The sequence below is a fragment of the Poseidonocella sp. HB161398 genome (genome assembly GCF_005870025.1).
GTDB lineage: Bacteria > Pseudomonadota > Alphaproteobacteria > Rhodobacterales > Rhodobacteraceae > Mangrovicoccus.
Genome location: NZ_VATA01000035.1, coordinates 34,307 through 52,718 on the forward strand (window position 1 = coordinate 34,307; position 18,412 = coordinate 52,718).

An 18,412-nucleotide genomic window follows, 5' to 3' on the forward strand; every position below is an offset into this window, starting at 1 on the left:
GCCGGGCCCTCAGACCGCGGTCGAGTGGCCCGTCTTGCTCATCTCGTAGGCGTCGAAGGCCCGGGCCACCATCCGCGCCAGCGGACGCCCCTCGCGGGTGATGGCGAAACGGTCATCCTCCAGCCGGGCGAAGCCGTCGAACTGCGCGGCCGCCTGCGCCATCCATCCGCGGACCTCCTCGGCGGAGGGGCCGTCCTCGACCAGCACCTGGCCGAGCTCGAAGGCGAAGTTGCACATCAGAAGCTCGATGATCCGGGCGCGGACCTTGTCCTCGGCGGTGAAGGCATGGCCGCGCATCGTCGGGGTCCGCCCGGCGCGCACCAGCGCGGTATAGTCCGAGGTCGAGGCGGCGTTCTGCGCATAGCCCTGCGGGAAGCGCGAGATCGAGGAGGCGCCGAGCCCGATCAGCACCTCGGTGGGGTCCTCGGTATAGCCCTGGAAGTTCCGCCGCAGCCGGCCCTCGCGCAGCGCCACGGCCATGCTGTCCGAGGGGCGGGCGAAATGGTCGATGCCGATCTCCTCGTAGCCGTCCCACAGGAACAGCCGCCGCGCCGCCTCGAAGAGCTTCAGCCGCTCCTCGGGGGTGGGCAGCAGCTCGGAGGGGATCATCGACTGGCGCCGCGCCATCCAGGGGACATGGGCATAGCCGTAGAGCGCCACCCGGTCGGGGGCGAGGCTCAGGAGCTTCTGCACTGATTCGGCGATTCTCTGCGGCGACTGGTCGGGCAGGCCGAAGAGGATGTCGGCATTCAGGCTCTTCACCCCGGCCGCGCGCAGCATGCGCACGGCGCGTTCTGTCACCTCATAGCTCTGGATCCGGCCGATGGTCTTCTGGATCTCGGGGTCGAAATCCTGCACGCCGATCGAGGCGCGGTTCATCCCGGCGGCCGCCAGCGCGTCCAGGCGCTCTTCGTCGATCTCGTTCGGGTCGATCTCCACCGAGAATTCCGCCCCCGGCGCGAAGGGCGCGACCCGGGCGATCTCGGCAGCCAGGGCGGTGATCATCCCGGCATCGAGCATGGTCGGCGTGCCGCCGCCCCAATGCAGCCGCGACAGGGTCACGCCCTGTGGCAAGTGGCTTTGCAGCTGGCGGATTTCCGTCAGCAGCGTGTCCAGGTAGGCCCGCACCGTGTCGAGCTTCTGGGTGCCCTGCGTGCGGCAGGCGCAGAACCAGCAGAGATGCCGGCAGAAGGGCACATGGACATAGAGCGAAATCTCGGAGCCGGGCGCAATCGCGCTAATCCAGCGCCGGTTCAGCCCTGCATCCACGTTGTTCGAAAATTGCGGCGCCGTCGGATAGCTTGTGTAGCGCGGAACCCGCGCGTCAAATAATCCGAGCCGAGAGAGTTGTGTCATCAGTCCCATTCGCCTAGATTTCCTCAACCCTGCCCCTGTGACCTTGATCGAGGTCAAGTAATGACGACAGCCGTGAAACACAGCCTGCCAGACCATCATCACGTTCCGGACTGCCGCGACTGCCCGATCCGGCATCGTGCCGTCTGCGCGCGCTGCGAGGCCGACGAGCTCGAGCAGCTCGAGGAGATCAAGTACTACCGCAGCTACCCGGCCGGGCAGACCGTGGTCTGGGCCGGGGACCGGATGGACTTCGTCGCCTCGGTGGTCTCGGGCATCGCGACCCTGTCGCAGACGATGGAGGACGGGCGCACCCAGATGGTGGGGCTGCTGCTGCCGTCGGATTTCATCGGCCGTCCGGGCCGGGACGATGCCGCCTATGACGTGGTGGCGACGACCGACCTGATCATCTGCTGCTTCCGCAAGCGGCCCTTCGAATCGCTGATGGCCCGCACGCCGCATATCGGCCAGCGCCTGCTGGAGATGACGCTGGACGAGCTCGACGCCGCGCGGGAATGGATGCTGCTACTCGGCCGCAAGACCGCGCGCGAGAAGATCGCCAGCCTGATCGCCATCATCGCCCGCCGCGACGCCTCGCTGAATCTCAAGGCCAACGACAAGATCATGGCCTTCGACCTGCCGCTGACGCGCGAGGCGATGGCCGACTACCTGGGCCTGACGCTGGAGACGGTGAGCCGCCAGATCACCGCGCTCCGCAAGGACGGGGTGATCCTGCTCGAGGGCAAGCGCCACGTCACCATCCCGGATTTCGAGCGGCTGCTCGGCGAGACCGGCGACGACAGCGACGGCGGCTACCTGATCTGAGCCGCAGGCTCCTTCGCCAGAACGCACAGCGCCCCGGCCGCAAGGACCGGGGCGCTTTGCTTCAGGAGAAAGGGGAGGGGCCGCCCCTGCGGGGGGGCGGTCGTCTTGTCCGGCGCGGGCCCGGAAGGCCCGGAGCGCGGGGGTCCGTCCTGCCGCGGCCCGGCTCAGCGGGCCATCAGCACCGGCACGGGAGCTTCGGCCAGCATGTCGCGGGTCGGTCCGCCGAGCACGGCCTCGCGCAGCCGCGAATGCCCGTAGGCGCCCATGATGACCAGGTCGGCCTTGCGGTCCTGGACATGCCGGACCAGCACGTCGGAGATGCGCGGCATCGTGCGGGCGAGGATCGACACCTCGGCGCGGACGCCGTGGCGGGCCAGCATCATCGACAGCGCGCCGCCCGGATCCGAGCGTTCCGGCCCGTGGCGGGGCGGATCGACGATGGCGATATTGGCCTGTCCGACCTGTTCCAGCCCCGGCATCGCGGCGCGCACGGCGGCGATTGCCTCGGGGCCCTGGTTGGTGGCGATCACCGGATCGACCGGCGCGTCATTCGCCCAGCCCGGCGGCACGGTCAGCACCGGCGTCGGGCCGAGGAACAGCGCGGCCTCGGTGATGGCCTCGTCCTCGGGGCCGCGGATGTCGCCATAGGGCCGCGGCAGGATGACCAGGTCGGTATAGCGCGCCGCCTGCTCGATGGCCGGGCCGATGGCGCCCCACTGGACGATCATGGCTTCGGCGCTCCAGCGGATATCCGTCTCGTCCAGCCGCTTGGTGACGAAGTCCTTCAGCTCGCGGGCGTCGGTCTCGGCCTGGGCCAGCGAGTTCTCGGCGACGAGCGCGGTGGCGCCGGCGTAGTAGAAGCCGACCTGCACCCGGTCGACGCCGAGGCAGAGCACGTCGAGATGGGCGTCGTAGCGCCGGGCCAGCCGTACCGCATGGTCCAGATGCGCCAGGTCGCCCTCTGCCGTGCGCAGGATGCACATGAGGGATTTGTAGGTCATAGCCCTTCCTCCTTTCGAGTAAGTACGACCAATGTAGCTGCGTCGCATTGCTGCGCCTTGATCTGAAACAATGGTGCAATCGCGATGTTTTGATACAGATCAATGAGGTGGTAACGTCGCAGTTGCATAGCAGCATGCACGCAAACCCCGCGGAGATTCTGTGTCGGCGCTCTCCGCTTTTCGGACAAAGGGACGAAGGGACATGTCATGGTCGATTATCTGAAGCTCGTTGCCTTCGGATTGATCGCACTCCTGGCGGCCATCGCGGCGAATTACGCCCACGATGTCGCCTATATGGTGCACGCAATCATCATCATGCTCGTCGGCGGGGGGCTGTTCCTTTACACCCTGCGCAGGATCGACGAGCCGAAACCCGCGATCGATACTACAGTCTACATGGATGATGTGGTGCGCTACGGCGTCATTGCAACCGTCTTCTGGGGCGTTATCGGCTTCGCTGCAGGGACTTTCATCGCATCGCAGCTTGCCTTCCCGCAGCTGAACTTCGAATTTGCCCAGCCCTACATGAATTTCGGGCGGCTGCGGCCGCTGCACACCTCCGCGGTGATCTTCGCCTTCGGCGGCAACGCGCTGATCGCGACGTCCTTCTACGTCGTCCAGCGGACCTCGGCCGCGCGGCTCTGGGGCGGAAATCTCGCCTGGTTCGTGTTCTGGGGCTACAACCTTTTCATCATCCTGGCAGCGACCGGCTACCTCCTGGGCGGCACCCAGTCGAAAGAATATGCCGAGCCGGAATGGTACGTGGACTGGTGGCTGACCATCGTCTGGGTCGCCTACCTGGCCGTCTTCCTCGGCACGATCATCAAGCGCAAAGAGAAGCACATCTACGTCGCCAACTGGTTCTACCTCAGCTTCATCGTCACCGTGGCGATGCTGCACGTGGTGAACAACATCTCGATCCCGGTCTCGCTGGTCGGCTCGAAGTCGGTGCAGGTCTTCTCGGGCGTGCAGGACGCGATGACCCAGTGGTGGTACGGCCACAATGCCGTGGGCTTCTTCCTGACCGCGGGCTTCCTGGGCATGATGTACTACTTCATCCCCAAGCAGGCCGAGCGTCCGGTCTTCTCCTACAAGCTGTCGATCATCCACTTCTGGGCGCTGATCTTCCTCTACATCTGGGCGGGCCCGCACCACCTGCACTACACCGCGCTGCCCGACTGGGCCTCGACCCTGGGCATGACCATGTCGATCATCCTGTGGATGCCCTCCTGGGGCGGCATGATCAACGGCCTGATGACGCTCTCGGGCGCCTGGGACAAGCTGCGCACCGACCCGGTGATCCGGATGATGGTCGTCGCCGTGGGCTTCTACGGGATGTCGACCTTCGAGGGTCCGATGATGTCGATCCGCGCGGTCAACTCGCTGTCGCACTACACCGACTGGACCATCGGCCATGTCCATTCCGGCGCGCTCGGCTGGAACGGCATGATCACCTTCGGCGCGCTCTACTACCTGGTGCCCGCGCTGTGGCAGAAGAAGCGGCTCTACAGCCTCTCCATGGTCTCCTGGCACTTCTGGCTCGCCACCATCGGCATCGTGCTCTACGCCGCCTCGATGTGGGTGACCGGCATCATGGAAGGCCTGATGTGGCGCGAGGTCGATGCCAACGGCTTCCTGGTAAACTCCTTCGCCGACACCGTGGCGGCCAAGTTCCCGATGTATGTCGTGCGCGCCCTGGGCGGGGTGCTCTACGTCGCCGGCGGGATCATCATGGCCGTCAACCTCTACCTCACGGCCACCCGCGGCGAAGCGAAGGAAGACGAGTCTTCCGTCGCCGCAGCAGCGCAGCCCGCGGAATAAGGAACGGGAAGAATGGGTATTCTTGACAAGCACAAGGTCCTCGAGACCAACGCCACCCTTCTGCTGGTCTGTTCCTTCCTGGTCGTGACCATCGGCGGGATCGTCGAGATCGCGCCGCTGTTCTGGCTGCAGAACACCATCGAGGACGTAGAGGGCATGCGCCCCTACTCCCCGCTGGAGCTGACCGGGCGGGACATCTACATCCGCGAGGGCTGCTATGTCTGCCACAGCCAGATGATCCGCCCGATGCGCGACGAGGTGGAGCGCTACGGCCACTACTCGCTGGCGGCCGAGTCGCAGTACGACCATCCGTTCCAGTGGGGCTCGAAGCGGACCGGGCCGGACCTGGCCCGCGTCGGCGGCCGCTATTCGGATGACTGGCATGTCGCGCACCTGACCAACCCGCAATCGGTGGTGCCGGAATCGATCATGCCGAAATACGGCTTCCTGACCGAGACGCTGGTGCAGCCCGAGAACATCGTCGCCAAGATGGAGACCCACCGCATGGTCGGCGTCCCCTATACCGACGAGATGATCGAGAATGCCGAGGCGGATTTCCGCAACCAGGCCAATCCGGACAGCGACTATGACGGTCTGGTGGAGCGCTATCACGGGGCGCAGGTGCGCAACTTCGACAGCCAGCCGGGGATCTCGGAAATGGACGCGCTGATTGCCTATCTGCAGATGCTGGGCACGCTGGTCGACTTCTCGACCTTCACGCCCGATCCGAGCCGGTAAGGGAGAGACCGCATGGAACAGATCTTCCGCGAGATCATGGACAACTTCACGCTTGTCTATCTCTTCACGATCTTCACCGGCATCTGCATCTGGGTGATCTTCGGCAAGTCCAAGGCCTATCGCGACAGCGCCGAGATGATCTTCCGCCACGACGACAAGCCCGCGCAGGATGACGAGGGGCAGGAGGCCCGGACATGAGCAACCACTCCGACAAGACCCATCAGGGCGACGTCCCCACGACGGGCCATTCCTGGGACGGGATCGAGGAATACGACAACCCGATGCCGCGCTGGTGGCTGATCGTCTTCTACATCTGCATCGGCTGGGGCGCGGTCTACACGCTCCTGATGCCGTCCTGGCCCGGGCTCACCGGCGCCTGGCCGGGGCTGCTGGGCTTCTCGACCCGCGGCCAGGTGGCCGAGGAGATGGCCCGCTTCAGCGAGGCCAATGCCGCCATCGACGCGGAACTGGCCCAGACCGACCTGGCCGCCATCGTCTCCGATCCCGAGCTGAACGGCTATGCGGTCAATGCCGGGGCGGCGGTGTTCCGCACCTGGTGCGCGCAGTGCCACGGATCGGGCGCGGCCGGGGCGGTGGGCTTCCCCAGCCTGCTCGACGACGACTGGCTCTGGGGCGGCGATCTGGAGTCGATCCACTACACCGTCACCCACGGCATCCGCAACGAGACCGACGACGAGGCGCGCTATTCCGAGATGCCGGTCTTCGGCGAGATGCTCAACGCGTCCGAAATCGCCGCGCTCGCGAATTACGTCATGTCGCTCTCGGGCGAGCCGCAGGACGCCTCGCTGGTCGAGCAGGGCAGCCAGCTCTTCGCCGACAACTGCGTGGCCTGCCACCAGGAAGGCGGGGTCGGCGACCGTTCGGTCGGCGCGCCCAACCTGTCGGATGCGATCTGGCTCTATGGCGGCGACTACGATTCGATCGTGGAATCGATCACCTATGCCCGCTTCGGCGTCATGCCGAACTGGAACGCGCGCCTGACGGAAAGCCAGATCCGCGCGGTCACGGCCTATGTCCACGGGCTGGGCGGCGGCGAATAGCCCCCGGCAGACCGGGAAAAAGGAAGGGCGGTGCCTGGCGGGCGCCGCCCTTTTCCTTTGCGGGCAGGCAGGACGGGTAGAGGGATTGGAAACCATTCCGGGCTAGGCCGGAGGGGCAGGCCGGACAGGCCGGGGCGGGGCGACAGAGCAGAAAGGTGCCGTTCATGGCCTTGAGACTATCCGCTTTCCTCCTGGCAGCCGGCCTGGCTGCCGCCAGCGTCGGCGCGGCCTCCGCCGCGACCTTCAGCTTCCCGACGGAATCGTCGCTCGACGCCTCCTCGACCACCGGCACGCCGACGACGACCGGCTATTTCTTCTTCCTCGGGCATTCGATCTCGCAGAGCTTCTCCGGCACCGGCCTGGCCACGATCGGCAGCGTCGATCTGGAGCTCGGCCTGACCTACAACTCGCTCGACGAGGATCTGGGCCTCGCCCTGTCGCTCAACGGCACGGAAATGGGCAGCTTCGTCTTCACCCCGTCCGATGCGCTTGGGGTCTACAGCTTCTCCCTGTCCGGCGCGACCGTCGTGGGCACCGGCGTTTCGGGCGACGACTACGATGTCATGCTCTATGTCGACATGCCGGTCTCGAGCGGGGCGGGCTCGGTCGCCTTTGCGACCGACTATGCCGGCGGGCTGGACCTCTATGCCGCGGCGGTGCCGCTGCCTGCAGGGCTGCCTCTCCTGGCCGCAGGCCTCGGCGCGGCAGGCTTCGTTGCCGGGCGGCGGCGGCGCTAGCGGCCGGGGGTCCGGCCGGTCAGCCCAGCGACCGGCCGCCGCCCTTGCGCCGCGCGCTTTCCGAATCGCGGCGGCGCACCCATTCGGCGAGGCCGAGCCAGGAGCCGAGATAGAGGCCGCCGAAGGCCAGGACCAGCCAGCCCGGCGCCGGGCCGATCGCGGCGCGCGCGACCACGTCGCCGATCCCCGAGGCGGGAACCGGATGCACGATCAGCTTGCCGAGATAGGCCAGGAACTGGATCGACAGGATCCACAGGTAGTTGCGCCGTATCCGCCGCCCCATCGCGCGGGTCATGCTGACATGGTATTCCGGCCGCCAGTAGTCCTTGGCCAGCACCTTCTGCCAGTTCTCTTCGGTGTGCAGGTCGCCATCGTCGAGCATCGGCGCGTAGAAATGCGTCTCCATCCAGCGCGCCCGCGCCCGCCAGACGTTGAAATAGCGGTAGCGCCGTGCCTCCAGCACCATGAAGAGCGCGATCAGCACCCCCACCAGCAGGAGCGGCAGCTCCGAGGCGCCGGGCGAGGCGAAGGTGATCGACAGGGCCACGCCCAGCGTCACCACCGACCAGTTCGTCGTCGTGTCCAGCCGGGTCCGCCAGATCGTGCTGCGGTAGACCTCGCCGCGGTAGAGATGGGCCAGGGCCCCGATCTCGGCCTGGGTGAATTCGCGCTTCGCGCTGGCGCTTGCCAGCCGCGGCTGTGCCTGTGCCATCTTTCCTCCCCTTCCAGTTCGCCCCGAATCTGCGCCGGGTTCGGATCCAGTATCGGACGGAAAGCCGTTCCGGCCCAACTGGAATCGGCGGCTTGACCTGAGTCAAAGCCGGGAGGGCGAGTCACGGGTAGAAAGGCACATAAGGACCGGGCGGAGCTGAACCTCGTTCGGATCCGCTCAGCATCGGCGCCCCTTCCTGTTCGCGCGTTTCCTTGGGGGGTGCCGATGCTTTTTTTGTCAACTGCAGGCCTTTGCGACGTTCTGGCAATGATTGATCCACGTCAAGTCCCTAGCCAATCGCGCATGGCAGATACACGAATACAAGACCTGCAGTCGAATCGGAATATGTCATGAGCGTGAGCGAGCAGCCCCCCTCCCTGTATGCCAGCCGCGAGCCGATCTTCCCCAAGCGCGTTTCGGGAAACTACCGCCGGCTTAAATGGATCATCATGATCGTCACGCTTGGCATCTACTATGTCACGCCCTGGATCCGCTGGGACCGCGGCGCCAAGCTGCCCGACCAGGCGGTTCTGGTCGATCTCGCGAACCGGCGGTTCTTCTTCTTCTGGATCGAGATCTGGCCGCATGAATTCTACTTCGTCGCGGGCCTTCTCATCATGGCGGGCCTCGGCCTCTTCCTCTTCACCTCGGCGCTCGGGCGGGTCTGGTGCGGCTATACCTGCCCGCAGACCGTCTGGACCGACCTCTTCATCCTGGTGGAGCGTTGGGTCGAGGGCGACCGCAACGCCCGCATCCGCCTGCTGCGGCAGAAATGGGACGCCAGGAAGGCGCGGCTGAGGATCACCAAATGGACGGCCTGGTTCGCCATCGCGGTGGCCACCGGCGGCGCCTGGGTGTTCTACTTCGCCGACGCCCCGACGCTGCTGCATGACCTCGTGACCTTCCAGGCGCCGCTGGTCGCCTATTCCACCGTCGGCATCCTGACCGCCACGACCTTCATCTTCGGCGGTTTCATGCGCGAGCAGATCTGCGTCTACATGTGCCCCTGGCCGCGCATCCAGGCGGCGATGATGGACGAAGACACGATCACCGTCGCCTACCGCTCCTGGCGGGGCGAGCCGCGCGGCAAGCACCGCCGCAAGCATGTCGAAGTGGCCGAGACGACCCATACCGCCGACGCGATCAGCCAGCGCGAGGCGCCGAAGGACGCGCCGGTCCTGGGCGACTGCATCGACTGCAACGCCTGCGTCAATGTCTGCCCGATGGGCATCGACATCCGCGACGGCCAGCAGCTGGAATGCATCACCTGCGCGCTGTGCATCGACGCCTGCAACGAGATCATGGACAAGGTCGGCAAGCCGCGCGGCCTGATCGACTACATGGCGCTGACCGACGAGGAGCACGAGAAATCGGGCAAGACGCCGATCCCGGTGCTTCGGCACATCCTGCGGCCGCGCACGATCCTCTATACCGTGCTATGGGCGGGGGTGGGCGTCGGCCTGGTGGCGGCGCTCTTCCTGCGCGAGGACATCTCGGTGACCGTCGCGCCGATCCGCAACCCGGTCTATGTGACCATGTCCGACGGCACGATCCGCAACACCTATGACGTGCGGCTCCGGAACAAGCACGGCGAGGACCGGCCCTACCTGATCACGGTCGAGGCCGATGACAGCTTCGCGGTGGAGCTCGAGGGCTCCGACAGCCAGACCGTGATGGTGCCTGCGGATTCGACGATGCTGCAGCGGGTCTATATCATGGCCGCGCCGGGCACGGGGCCCGCGACCTCGGACCGGACCGATCTTTGGATCCATGTCGAGGATACGGTGAGCGAGGAAGCGGTCGAGAAGTCGACGGTGTTCAACGGCAAGGAAGCGAAGTGATGGGCGAGCTGACCGGGTTCAAGGTGCTGATGATCGCAGTCTCGGCCTTCGGGGTCGTGGTGGCGGTCAATATCCTGCTGGCCTGGCAGGCGGTGGAGACCTTCCCCGGCATCGAGGTGCCGAACAGCTACCAGGCGAGCCAGGAATTCGACGCCCACAAGGCGGCGCAGGACGCGCTCGGCTGGACGGTGGATGCCCGCTACGGAGAGGGCGTGCTGGAAATCGAGATCACCGGGCCCGATGGCGGCCCGGCGGAGATCGCCTCGATGGTGGCGCTGGTCGGCTGGGCGACCTCCACCCGCGACGACGTCACCCCGGAATTCACCCGCAACGGCGCGGTCTATGCCACGCCGCTGGATCTGCCCGACGGCAACTGGAACATCCGGCTGAAGGCGGTCGCCGCCAATGGCGCGGAATTCAGCCGCCGGATCCCGCTCTTGATCCAGAACGGGCGGGCCTGATCCGATGGCGATGGCCGACAGCGCGGAGATCCCCGGCGCGGCGGCCTGTCCGGCCTGCGTCGCCACAGATCCGCAGGAGACCGTCGCCCGCATCCGCGCGGCAAGCACCGAACGGCTGATGCTGTCGCTGCCCGGGATCGCCGATGCCGACGCGATGATGGCGGCGGAGCGCGCGCTGCGCGGCGTCGAGGGCGTGCGCGAGGCGCGGGTCAACATGACGATGAAGCGCGCCGCGGTTACCGCGGCGGGCACGGTCACGCCGGAGATGCTGGTTGCCGCGCTGACGGCGGCGGGGGTCGAGGCGCATGAGCTCGATGCCGGGACGCTCGCGGCCACCCAGACCGACCGGACGGGGCGCGAGCTCCTGATGCGGCTCGGCGTGGCGGGCTTCGCGACGATGAACGTGATGCTCCTGTCGGTGTCGGTCTGGGCCGGGGCCGAGGGGGCGACGCGCGACCTCTTCCACTGGATCAGCGCGATGATCGCGCTGCCGACCGTGGCCTTTGCCGGGCAGCCCTTCTACCGCAACGCCTGGAGCGCGCTGCGCCGGGGCAGCCTGAACATGGACGTGCCGATCACCCTGGCGATCGTGCTGACCATCGTCACCTCGCTCTACGAGACGGTGCAGTCCGGGGCGCATGCCTATTTCGACGCGACGCTGATGCTCTGCTTCTTCCTGCTGGCGGGGCGCTATCTCGACCACCGCACCCGCGCCGTGGCGCGCTCGGCGGCCGAGGAGCTGGCCGCGCTGGAAGTCGCCCGCGCCACCCGCATCCGCGACGGCGCGGAAGAGACCGTGCCGCAGGCCGAGCTGGCCGTGGGCGACCTGATCCGGGTGCGCCCGGGCGCGCGCATTCCGGTCGACGGCGTGGTGGCGGAGGGCAGTTCCGAGCTCGACCGCGCGCTCCTGACCGGCGAGACCCTGCCGGTCTTCGCCGGGCCGGGCGTCGCGGTCAGCGCGGGCGAGGTCAACCTGACCGGCCCCCTGGTGATGCGCGCCACGGCGGTGGGCCGGGACACGTCGCTGCATGCGCTGACCGATCTGGTGGCGATCGCCGAGAGCGGCCGGTCGCAGTATTCCTCGCTCGCCGACAAGGCGGCGAAGCTCTACGCGCCGGGGGTCCATATCCTCTCGGCCCTGGCCTTCGCGGGCTGGCTGGCCGGGACGGGCGATCTGCGCGTGGCGCTGAACATCGCGGCGGCGGTGCTGATCATCACCTGTCCCTGCGCGCTCGGCCTGGCGGTTCCGGCGGTGACGACCGCGGCCTCCGGGCGGCTCTTCCGCCGCGGGCTCCTGATCAAGGACGCCACCGCGCTGGAGCGGCTGGCCGAGACCGACATCGCGGTCTTCGACAAGACCGGCACGCTGACCCTGGGCCAGCCCGAGGCAGAGGGGTTCGCCGCGCTCGACCCGGCGATGCAGCCCCTCGCGGCCGGGATCGCGCAGGGCTCCGCCCATCCGCTGGCCATGGCGATCACCCGCGCCGCCGATGCCGAGGGCGTCGCGCCCGCGCCGGTCGAGGCGCTGCGCGAAGTGCCGGGCTACGGCATCGAAGGGCGCTGGCAGGGCCAGGTCCTGCGGCTCGGGCGGCTCGGCTGGACCGGCGGCGACGGCGCCGAGGCCCAGGGCACTGCGACCTGGCTGCGTCTCGGCGAAGACCAGCCGCTGGCCATCGGCTTCTGCGACCGGCTGCGGCCCGGCGCGCGCGAGGCGGTCGAGGGGCTGAAGGCGCAGGGGCTGGAGGTGCAGCTGCTCTCGGGCGATGCCGAACCGGCGGTGCGCGCCCTGGCCGAAAGCCTCGGCATCGCGACCTGGCGCGCGGGCATGCTGCCGGCCGAGAAGGCTGCCCATGTGCAGGCGCTGGCGGGCGCGGGCGCGAAGGTGCTGATGGCCGGGGACGGGCTGAACGACACGGCGGCGCTGGCCTCGGCCCATGCCTCGGTCTCGCCCGCCTCCGCGCTCGAGGCGGCGCGGGTGGCCTCGGACATGGTGCTGCTCCATGCCGATCTCTCGGCCATCCCCGAGGCGCGGGCCACGGCCCGCAAGGCGGTGCGCCGCATCCGCGAGAATTTCCGCATCGCCACCGTCTACAATGTCCTGGCCGTGCCGCTGGCGGTCGCCGGTCTATGTTCGCCGCTGATCGCGGCCGCGGCGATGTCGGCGAGCTCGATCACGGTCTCCCTCAATGCGCTGAGAGTGCGATAGATGGAAATCCTGGCAATCCTGATCCCGGCCTCGCTGCTTCTGGGCGCGGTCGGGCTGGCGGCTTTCTTCTGGACGCTGAAATCCGACCAGTACGACGATCCCGAGGGCGATGCCCGGCGTATCCTGTCGGGCGAGTACGACGACAAGCCCAAGCAGGACGACTGAGGCCCGCTCAGCGCGACAGCGTGCCGATCACTGCGTAGTCGCGGTAGAGCGGCGCCACCTCGGCGCGGAGCCCGTGCGCGGCGGCGATCTGCGCGAAGGCCTCTTCCATGCCCTCGCGCGGGGCGACATGGAATTTCGACAGCCAGAAGACCATGCCCTTGCCGAACCAGCCGGGCAGGCCGGATTGCAGGCCGAAATCGACCATGTGTATGCGTCCGCCGGGGGCCAGCATCGGCACGGCATGGGCCAGCGCGCCCTGCCAGTCGGGGATCATCGACAGGCAGTAGCTGAAGACGATGCGGTCGAACTGGCCCTTGCCCAGGGTTTCGGCGGGATCGAAGCTGCAGGCATCGGCGCGGGCGAAGGCAATGCGGCCGGACATGCCCGCGCGCTGGCTGTTCTTCTCCGCCTGGCGCAGCATCTCGGCGGAGATGTCGACGCCCCAGAGCCCGGCGGCGGGATAGCGGCGGCCGATGCGGATCAGGTTGCGCCCGGTGCCGCAGGCGATCTCCAGCACGCTGCCGCCCTCGGGCAGGTCGAGATCCTCGATCAGCCGGTCGCGGCCCAGCAGGTAGTATTTCCGCGTGAGGTCGTAGATCGCCGCCTGGTGGCGGTAGACCCGGTCCATCAGCGCGCCGTGGTCGAAGGTGGAGGTCATCGCGCGGCTATCCCTGGAAGGTGTACTTGTGGACCCCGCCATAGATGGCAGAGCGGTCCCGCTGCCACAAGCGGCGGCCCTCTTCGGGGATCGAGACCCAGCGCCCCAGCGTGCCGGGCGCGACGCGGCCGGGCAGGATGTCGGGCGCCCCGCCGGTGCGGAAGACGACCCGCGCCCCGGGCCGCGCGGTGCGGGTGATCTCGCGCCAGAGCGCGTTGAGCTGCGCGTCGGTCATCCAGTCCTGCGCGTCGAGAAGCACATAGGCGTCCTGGCTGCGGGCTGGCTTCCCGGCCAGCATGTCGGTGAGGTTGCGGTTCAGCACCTCGACCCGGGCGGCGCCGGAGCGCACGGCCTGCCAGTTCTCCGCCACCAGGTAGGGCGGCACCGGCCCGGTCCCGTCGGCGCGGTAGCCGCGGTTGAAGGCGGCCCAGGCGAAGTAGTTCTCGGAAATCGGGAAGTCGCACATCAGCTTGCGCGTGCGTTCGCGCAGCACCGGAACGATGTCGCCGCCGCCATCGGCTGCGAGCTTGTCGAACTGCGCCGGCGGGATGCCCAGCCCGAAGAGCGAGGCCTTGCGCCGCGCCAGGAAGCGCACGCCGCGGGTCTCGAACAAGGGCGCCACCTCGGCCTCGAAGAAGTCGCGCTGCTCCTCCAGCGAGCGCGCGGCCAGGAGCGGGGCGAAATCGACCTTGCCGAGCCCGGCGACCAGATGCGCGGCGGCGATGAAGCGGCCGAGCACGCCGTAGCGGTAGAAGCCGTTCTCGAACATCTCGATCCGGCGGCGCATCCGGCCCTGGCGGGCCTCCCAGAAGGCGCGGCTCTCGAGGTCGAGCGCGGGCGCGACATGGGTGTCGTAGAGCGCGGCATTGCCCTTGCGCCCGGCATGGCCGAAGAAATCGTAGAAAGCGGCGTGATCGGGCAGGCTCTGCGCGGCGGCGAGCTTCAGCCGGTTCAGCGCGACATGGGCGGGGCTGAGATCCACCGCGGTGATGCCCGCGAGCCCCGTGGAGAGATAGCTCATCATGTTGCAGCCGCCCGAGGCGATGCAGACGAGCCGGTCGGAGGGGGAGAGCTCCAGCGCCTCCATGTCGACCACCGGGTCCTCCCAGATCTGGGCATAGACCAGCCCGGTGAAGAGGCCGGAGAAGACCCGCTCCAGCGCGCCTGTGGCCGAGAGGGCCGGTTTCTGGTGGACGGCGCCGCCGAGCTGCTGGCGGGCGAAGCTTTGATCTGTCATGTCGATGCTCCGGGGCCGCTCAGGTCGCGGCCTTTTCCTTCTTGGATTTCTTCTTTTTCTTCTTGCCCTTGCGCTGCGCATCCCGGACCACGCGGGCCTGGTCCCGCTTTGCGCCGGCCCAGTCGACGAGCCGCAGCCGGCCGTCATGGTCCTCGATGATGCCGGTGCAGCTTTCCACCCAGTCGCCGCAATTGACATAGAGCACGCTGCCCAGCTCGGAGAGCTCGGCCTTGTGGATATGGCCGCAGACGATGCCGTCGAAGCCGCCGCGCTGCGCCTCGTCGGCCAGCACCCTCTCGAACTCGCCGATGAAATTCACCGCGCGCTTGACGGTCTGCTTGGCCCAGTTCGACAGCGACCAGTACTGGCCGCCCCAGAGCTGCCGGACATGGTTGTAGACGGTATTGGCCATCAGCGTGACATTGTAGGCCCAGTCGCCGACATGGGCGAGCCATTTGGCGTTCATCACCACGACGTCGTACTTGTCGCCATGCACCACCAGCAGGCGGCGGCCGTCGGCGGTGACATGGGTGTCCTCGTCGCGCACGTCGATGCCGCCGAAATGCGTGCCGAGGTAGCGCCGCATCACCTCGTCATGGTTGCCCGGGATGTAGATGATCGGCACGCCCTGATGGGCGCGCGCCAAGAGCGCCTCGACGACGTTGTTATGCGCCTGCGGCCAGTGCCAGCCGCGGCGCAGCCGCCAGCCGTCGAAGATGTCGCCGACAAGGTAGATCCGCTCGGGCCGCACATGGGCGAGGAAATCGAGGAACATCTCGGCCTGGCAGCCGCGGGTGCCCAGATGGATGTCCGACACGAAGAGCGTGCGGCATTGGGCGGGAAGGCCTGGGAGAGGGGCGTCGCTGGTCATGCTGGCCCGTCCTAAACACCTTTTGCATGACACTGCCGTGACGCCGCCGGGGGAGCGGCAGTCTGCCGCCCTCAGGGGGCGGGCGGTCCGCCGAGCGGATGGCGCGCGATCAGGCGGAACCGGTCCTCCCGGTCCGCGCCCGCGAGGCACAGCGTGCCGATCTCGAAGGGCGCGGGCAGGAGCGGCGCCAGCGCGGGGCCGAGCACCGCCTCGGCGCGCTCGGCGAGCCCCGGCGCGCGCAGCGACCCGGTCAGCGTCATGTGGAAGCGGAATTCCTCCATCACGTAGGGATAGCCCCAGCGCTGCAGGTTCTCCTCCTGCGCCGGGCTCAGCCCGCGGCCGCGGCGCCGGGCCATCTCGGCCTCGGGGGCGGGGGCGCGGAACCGGTCGAGATCGCGGACGGCCGCCGCGGCCAGGTGGCGGAGCGGGGCGGGGTCGCCCTCGGCGGCGAGCGCCAGGAAGCTGCCCAGCCGGGAGAGGCGCAGCGCCTCCATGCGCACGGGCGCGGCGCTGGCGCAGAAGGCGGCGAAGGCCTCGGCCAGCGCCCCAGCGGACTCGCCTTCGGCGAGCCGGAAGGGCGGCTTGACCGTCGCGTGGAAGCCGTATTTGCGCGGCGTCGCGGTGATGGCGGCCAGATCGAGCCCGGGGGCGAGTTCTGCGGGCTGCGCGGCGGGGCGGCCGGTGAGCACGTCCCAGCCCAGCCAGCTCGCGCCGAATCGGGCCAGCGGCCCCTCGGGCGGCAGGTAGTAGACGGCGTAGCGCCGGAATTCCGTCATTTTGCTCTCCGTCCTGGCAGAAGCGGGCCTGCCCGACGGGGTAGGGGCCGCCGCGGCGGGGCGCAAATGCTCAGTTGCCGCAATGCGCGTCGAAGAGCGACAGCGCGCCGGAGATGACCTGGCCGCGCAGCGCCGGGCGCTCCATCAGCACCTCGTGCTCGCCGCCCTGGATCACGGTCAGCCCGGCCGAGGGCCAGTGCCGCACCAATTCGCGGATGCGGGCGGAGGAGACGATGCGCTCGCGGCTGCCGAGAAAGACCTGCACCGGAAGGCGCGGCAGCTCGGTGCGGCCGAAGGCGTCGCAGGCCTTGAGCGCCTCGGACAGCCAGCGCAGCGTCGGCCCGGCCAGGGCCAGCTCGGGATGGCGCTGCAGATGGCCGCGGAACCAGCGGAAGGTCTCGGGGTCGCTGGTCAGAAGGTTGTCCTGCGGATCGGCCGAGAGGATGTAGCTGTCATGCGTCGTGCCGGGCACCAGTCGCCGCCAGAGGCCCAGCGGCTCGGCGAGGGCCGGGACGATCCGCGCGACCGGCCGCAGCACGGAGGCCATGGCCACCTGCCACATCGGCGCCGAGAAGACCGCGGCCCGGACATCGAGCCCGCGCTGCAGCGCGTCGAGCGCGATCGCGCCGCCCATCGAATGCGACAGCAGGAACCAGGGCCGCGGCAGCGCGGCGGCCTCGGCATGGGCGACCAGCTCGGCGACGTCGCGCTGGTAGTCGGCGAAACGGTCGACATGGCCGAGCGCGGCATCGGGCAGAAGCCGGTCGGCCAGACCCTGTCCGCGCCAGTCGATCACCACGAATCCGTAGCCTGCCTGGGCGAAGTCGCAGGCGGTGGGGCCGTATTTCTCGACATATTCGGTCCGGCCGGGGAAGCACAGCACGGTGCCCTTCGGGCCGTGGCCGAATTCCCCGATCCGCAGCCGCACCCCGTCCGAGGCCTCGCGCCAGACGGCGCGGCTGCCCTCGGGCATGCTGGTCTCGGACGCGAAGAGGGGGGCAGTCGCGGCGCCGGTCATCGGAGATCCTGCGGCGGGGCCGCTCAGGAGAGCGCCGCGCCGAGCTTCATTGCCGCGCCCATGTCGCCCTCGATCTTCAGCCGGCCGGTCATGAAGGCGCTGGAGGGGTCGAGCGCGCCGTCGAGCATCGCCTCGAACGTGTCGCGGTCGGCCGAAAGCGTCACGTCGGTCTCGTCGTCGCTTTCGCGCACGCCCGCGCCGTCGACGACGATGCTGCCCTCGTCGAGGATGTGGAATTTCGCCGAGCCGTCGAAGCTGTCGCCCAGTTTCGCCTTGAGGGCTTCCACCGCCCCGTCGATCACATTGCTCATATCCGACCCTTCCTCAGTCACGATGGGTATGGCCAAACAGCGGCAAGCCGCTATGCTCGGACTATGACCAGACCTTCGCCGCTTTTGAAACCGGTTTTCCTCGCCCTGGCCTGTTCCGTTGCGTCGCCGGCGATTGCCGTCGCGGAGACGCTCGACGAGCTCTTCGCCGAGCTGCAGGACCCTGCGACCGAGAACTGGCAGGGGGTCGAATCCCAGATCTGGCAGGAATGGTCGCGCTCGGGCTCGCCGTCGATGGATCTTCTCCTGGAACGCGGCCGCGAGGCGATCGCGGCAGGCGACCTGGAGGCGGCGGTCGACCACCTGACCGCGCTGACCGATCACGCGCCGGATTTCGCCGAGGGCTGGAACGCGCGGGCCACCGCCTTCTACCAGGAGGGCGAGCTGGGACTGGCCGTGGCCGATATCGAACGCACGCTGGCGCTCAATCCGCGGCATTTCGGGGCGCTCTCGGGCTTCGGCATGATCCTCGAGGAGCTCGGCCACGTGAAGGAGGCGCTCGAGGTCTACGATGCCGCACTGGCTATACATCCGCACCAGCCGAACGTAGAAGACGCCATCGAGCGGATCAAAAGGGAACTGGGCGAGCAGGAAATCTGACC

The 18,412-nt window shown here is 68.3% G+C and carries 20 protein-coding genes; 11 read left to right on the forward strand and 9 right to left on the reverse strand.

The genetic code is table 11. The features are described from left to right. Positions 1-9: 9 nt before the first annotated feature. Positions 10-1,365, reverse strand: a complete 1,356-nt coding sequence (gene hemN / locus FGX59_RS22975; RefSeq protein ID WP_138469468.1) for an oxygen-independent coproporphyrinogen III oxidase — start codon at positions 1,363-1,365, stop codon at positions 10-12. 63 nt (positions 1,366-1,428) lie between these two features. On the opposite strand from hemN, the gene fnrL reads away from it, so the two are divergent. Beyond that, positions 1,429-2,178 carry a transcriptional regulator FnrL gene (fnrL, locus tag FGX59_RS22980; protein ID WP_305036031.1) on the forward strand — a complete coding sequence of 250 codons (750 nt, stop codon included), beginning with the start codon at positions 1,429-1,431 and terminating at the stop codon, positions 2,176-2,178. Positions 2,179-2,342: 164 nt separating this feature from the next. Here fnrL and FGX59_RS22985 read toward each other — a convergent pair whose 3' ends face one another. After that, on the reverse strand, positions 2,343-3,179 hold the full coding sequence (locus tag FGX59_RS22985) for a universal stress protein (RefSeq protein ID WP_138469470.1): 837 nt from the start codon (positions 3,177-3,179) through the stop codon (positions 2,343-2,345). A 207-nt stretch (positions 3,180-3,386) separates the two neighbouring features. Between FGX59_RS22985 and ccoN the strand changes: the two genes are divergently transcribed. From ccoN to FGX59_RS23010, 5 genes are all read left to right on the forward strand, one after another. Further along, positions 3,387-5,000 carry a cytochrome-c oxidase, cbb3-type subunit I gene (ccoN, locus tag FGX59_RS22990; protein WP_138469471.1) on the forward strand — a complete coding sequence of 538 codons (1,614 nt, stop codon included), beginning with the start codon at positions 3,387-3,389 and terminating at the stop codon, positions 4,998-5,000. Between the two features lie 12 nt (positions 5,001-5,012). Continuing rightward, the gene (gene ccoO, locus FGX59_RS22995; RefSeq protein WP_138469472.1) at positions 5,013-5,738 is read left to right on the forward strand and encodes a cytochrome-c oxidase, cbb3-type subunit II; all 726 of its coding nucleotides are present in this window, start codon (positions 5,013-5,015) and stop codon (positions 5,736-5,738) included. A 12-nt stretch (positions 5,739-5,750) separates the two neighbouring features. Then, entirely contained in the window at positions 5,751-5,936 is a 186-nt protein-coding gene (locus tag FGX59_RS23000; RefSeq protein WP_138469473.1) for a cbb3-type cytochrome c oxidase subunit 3, read from the forward strand. Then, positions 5,933-6,799, forward strand: a complete 867-nt coding sequence (gene ccoP / locus FGX59_RS23005; protein ID WP_138469474.1) for a cytochrome-c oxidase, cbb3-type subunit III — start codon at positions 5,933-5,935, stop codon at positions 6,797-6,799. The genes FGX59_RS23000 and ccoP overlap by 4 nt, the downstream gene beginning before the upstream one ends. 164 nt (positions 6,800-6,963) lie before the next feature. Further along, positions 6,964-7,536: a hypothetical protein gene (locus tag FGX59_RS23010; RefSeq protein WP_138469475.1), complete on the forward strand. Its 573-nt coding sequence runs from the start codon at positions 6,964-6,966 to the stop codon at positions 7,534-7,536. A 19-nt stretch (positions 7,537-7,555) separates the two neighbouring features. Here FGX59_RS23010 and FGX59_RS23015 read toward each other — a convergent pair whose 3' ends face one another. Further along, entirely contained in the window at positions 7,556-8,248 is a 693-nt protein-coding gene (locus FGX59_RS23015; protein WP_138469476.1) for a DUF2270 domain-containing protein, read from the reverse strand. A 350-nt stretch (positions 8,249-8,598) separates the two neighbouring features. Here FGX59_RS23015 and ccoG point away from each other — a divergent pair, with 350 nt between their 5' ends. The 4 genes from ccoG to ccoS are packed head-to-tail and all read left to right on the forward strand — an operon-like array spanning position 8,599 to position 12,921. Then, positions 8,599-10,089: a cytochrome c oxidase accessory protein CcoG gene (gene ccoG / locus FGX59_RS23020; protein WP_138469477.1), complete on the forward strand. Its 1,491-nt coding sequence runs from the start codon at positions 8,599-8,601 to the stop codon at positions 10,087-10,089. Continuing rightward, complete coding sequence (locus FGX59_RS23025; RefSeq protein WP_171060790.1) at positions 10,089-10,550, forward strand: FixH family protein; 462 nt, start codon at positions 10,089-10,091, stop codon at positions 10,548-10,550. Before ccoG ends, FGX59_RS23025 begins: the two co-directional genes overlap by 1 nt. 4 nt (positions 10,551-10,554) lie before the next feature. Beyond that, complete coding sequence (locus FGX59_RS23030) at positions 10,555-12,756, forward strand: heavy metal translocating P-type ATPase (protein WP_138469479.1); 2,202 nt, start codon at positions 10,555-10,557, stop codon at positions 12,754-12,756. Beyond that, positions 12,757-12,921 carry a cbb3-type cytochrome oxidase assembly protein CcoS gene (ccoS, locus tag FGX59_RS23035; protein WP_138469480.1) on the forward strand — a complete coding sequence of 55 codons (165 nt, stop codon included), beginning with the start codon at positions 12,757-12,759 and terminating at the stop codon, positions 12,919-12,921. It begins immediately after the preceding gene. 7 nt (positions 12,922-12,928) lie between these two features. Here ccoS and FGX59_RS23040 read toward each other — a convergent pair whose 3' ends face one another. From FGX59_RS23040 to FGX59_RS23065, 6 genes are all read right to left on the reverse strand, one after another. After that, positions 12,929-13,579, reverse strand: coding sequence for a class I SAM-dependent methyltransferase (locus FGX59_RS23040; RefSeq protein WP_138469481.1), 651 nt, complete (start codon positions 13,577-13,579; stop codon positions 12,929-12,931). Between the two features lie 7 nt (positions 13,580-13,586). Further along, positions 13,587-14,816 (reverse strand): DUF3419 family protein, encoded by a 1,230-nt coding sequence (locus FGX59_RS23045; protein ID WP_138469482.1) that lies wholly within the window; start codon positions 14,814-14,816, stop codon positions 13,587-13,589. A gap of 19 nt (positions 14,817-14,835) precedes the next feature. Beyond that, on the reverse strand, positions 14,836-15,687 hold the full coding sequence (locus FGX59_RS23050; protein WP_138469483.1) for a UDP-2,3-diacylglucosamine diphosphatase: 852 nt from the start codon (positions 15,685-15,687) through the stop codon (positions 14,836-14,838). Positions 15,688-15,758: 71 nt separating this feature from the next. Then, positions 15,759-16,463: a DUF1045 domain-containing protein gene (locus FGX59_RS23055; RefSeq protein WP_138469484.1), complete on the reverse strand. Its 705-nt coding sequence runs from the start codon at positions 16,461-16,463 to the stop codon at positions 15,759-15,761. Positions 16,464-16,533: 70 nt separating this feature from the next. Beyond that, positions 16,534-17,481 (reverse strand): alpha/beta fold hydrolase, encoded by a 948-nt coding sequence (locus tag FGX59_RS23060; protein WP_171060791.1) that lies wholly within the window; start codon positions 17,479-17,481, stop codon positions 16,534-16,536. Positions 17,482-17,504: 23 nt separating this feature from the next. Beyond that, entirely contained in the window at positions 17,505-17,792 is a 288-nt protein-coding gene (locus FGX59_RS23065; RefSeq protein ID WP_138469485.1) for an SCP2 sterol-binding domain-containing protein, read from the reverse strand. Positions 17,793-17,855: 63 nt separating this feature from the next. Here FGX59_RS23065 and FGX59_RS23070 point away from each other — a divergent pair, with 63 nt between their 5' ends. Then, the gene (locus tag FGX59_RS23070) at positions 17,856-18,410 is read left to right on the forward strand and encodes a tetratricopeptide repeat protein (protein ID WP_138469486.1); all 555 of its coding nucleotides are present in this window, start codon (positions 17,856-17,858) and stop codon (positions 18,408-18,410) included. Positions 18,411-18,412 lie beyond the last annotated feature (2 nt).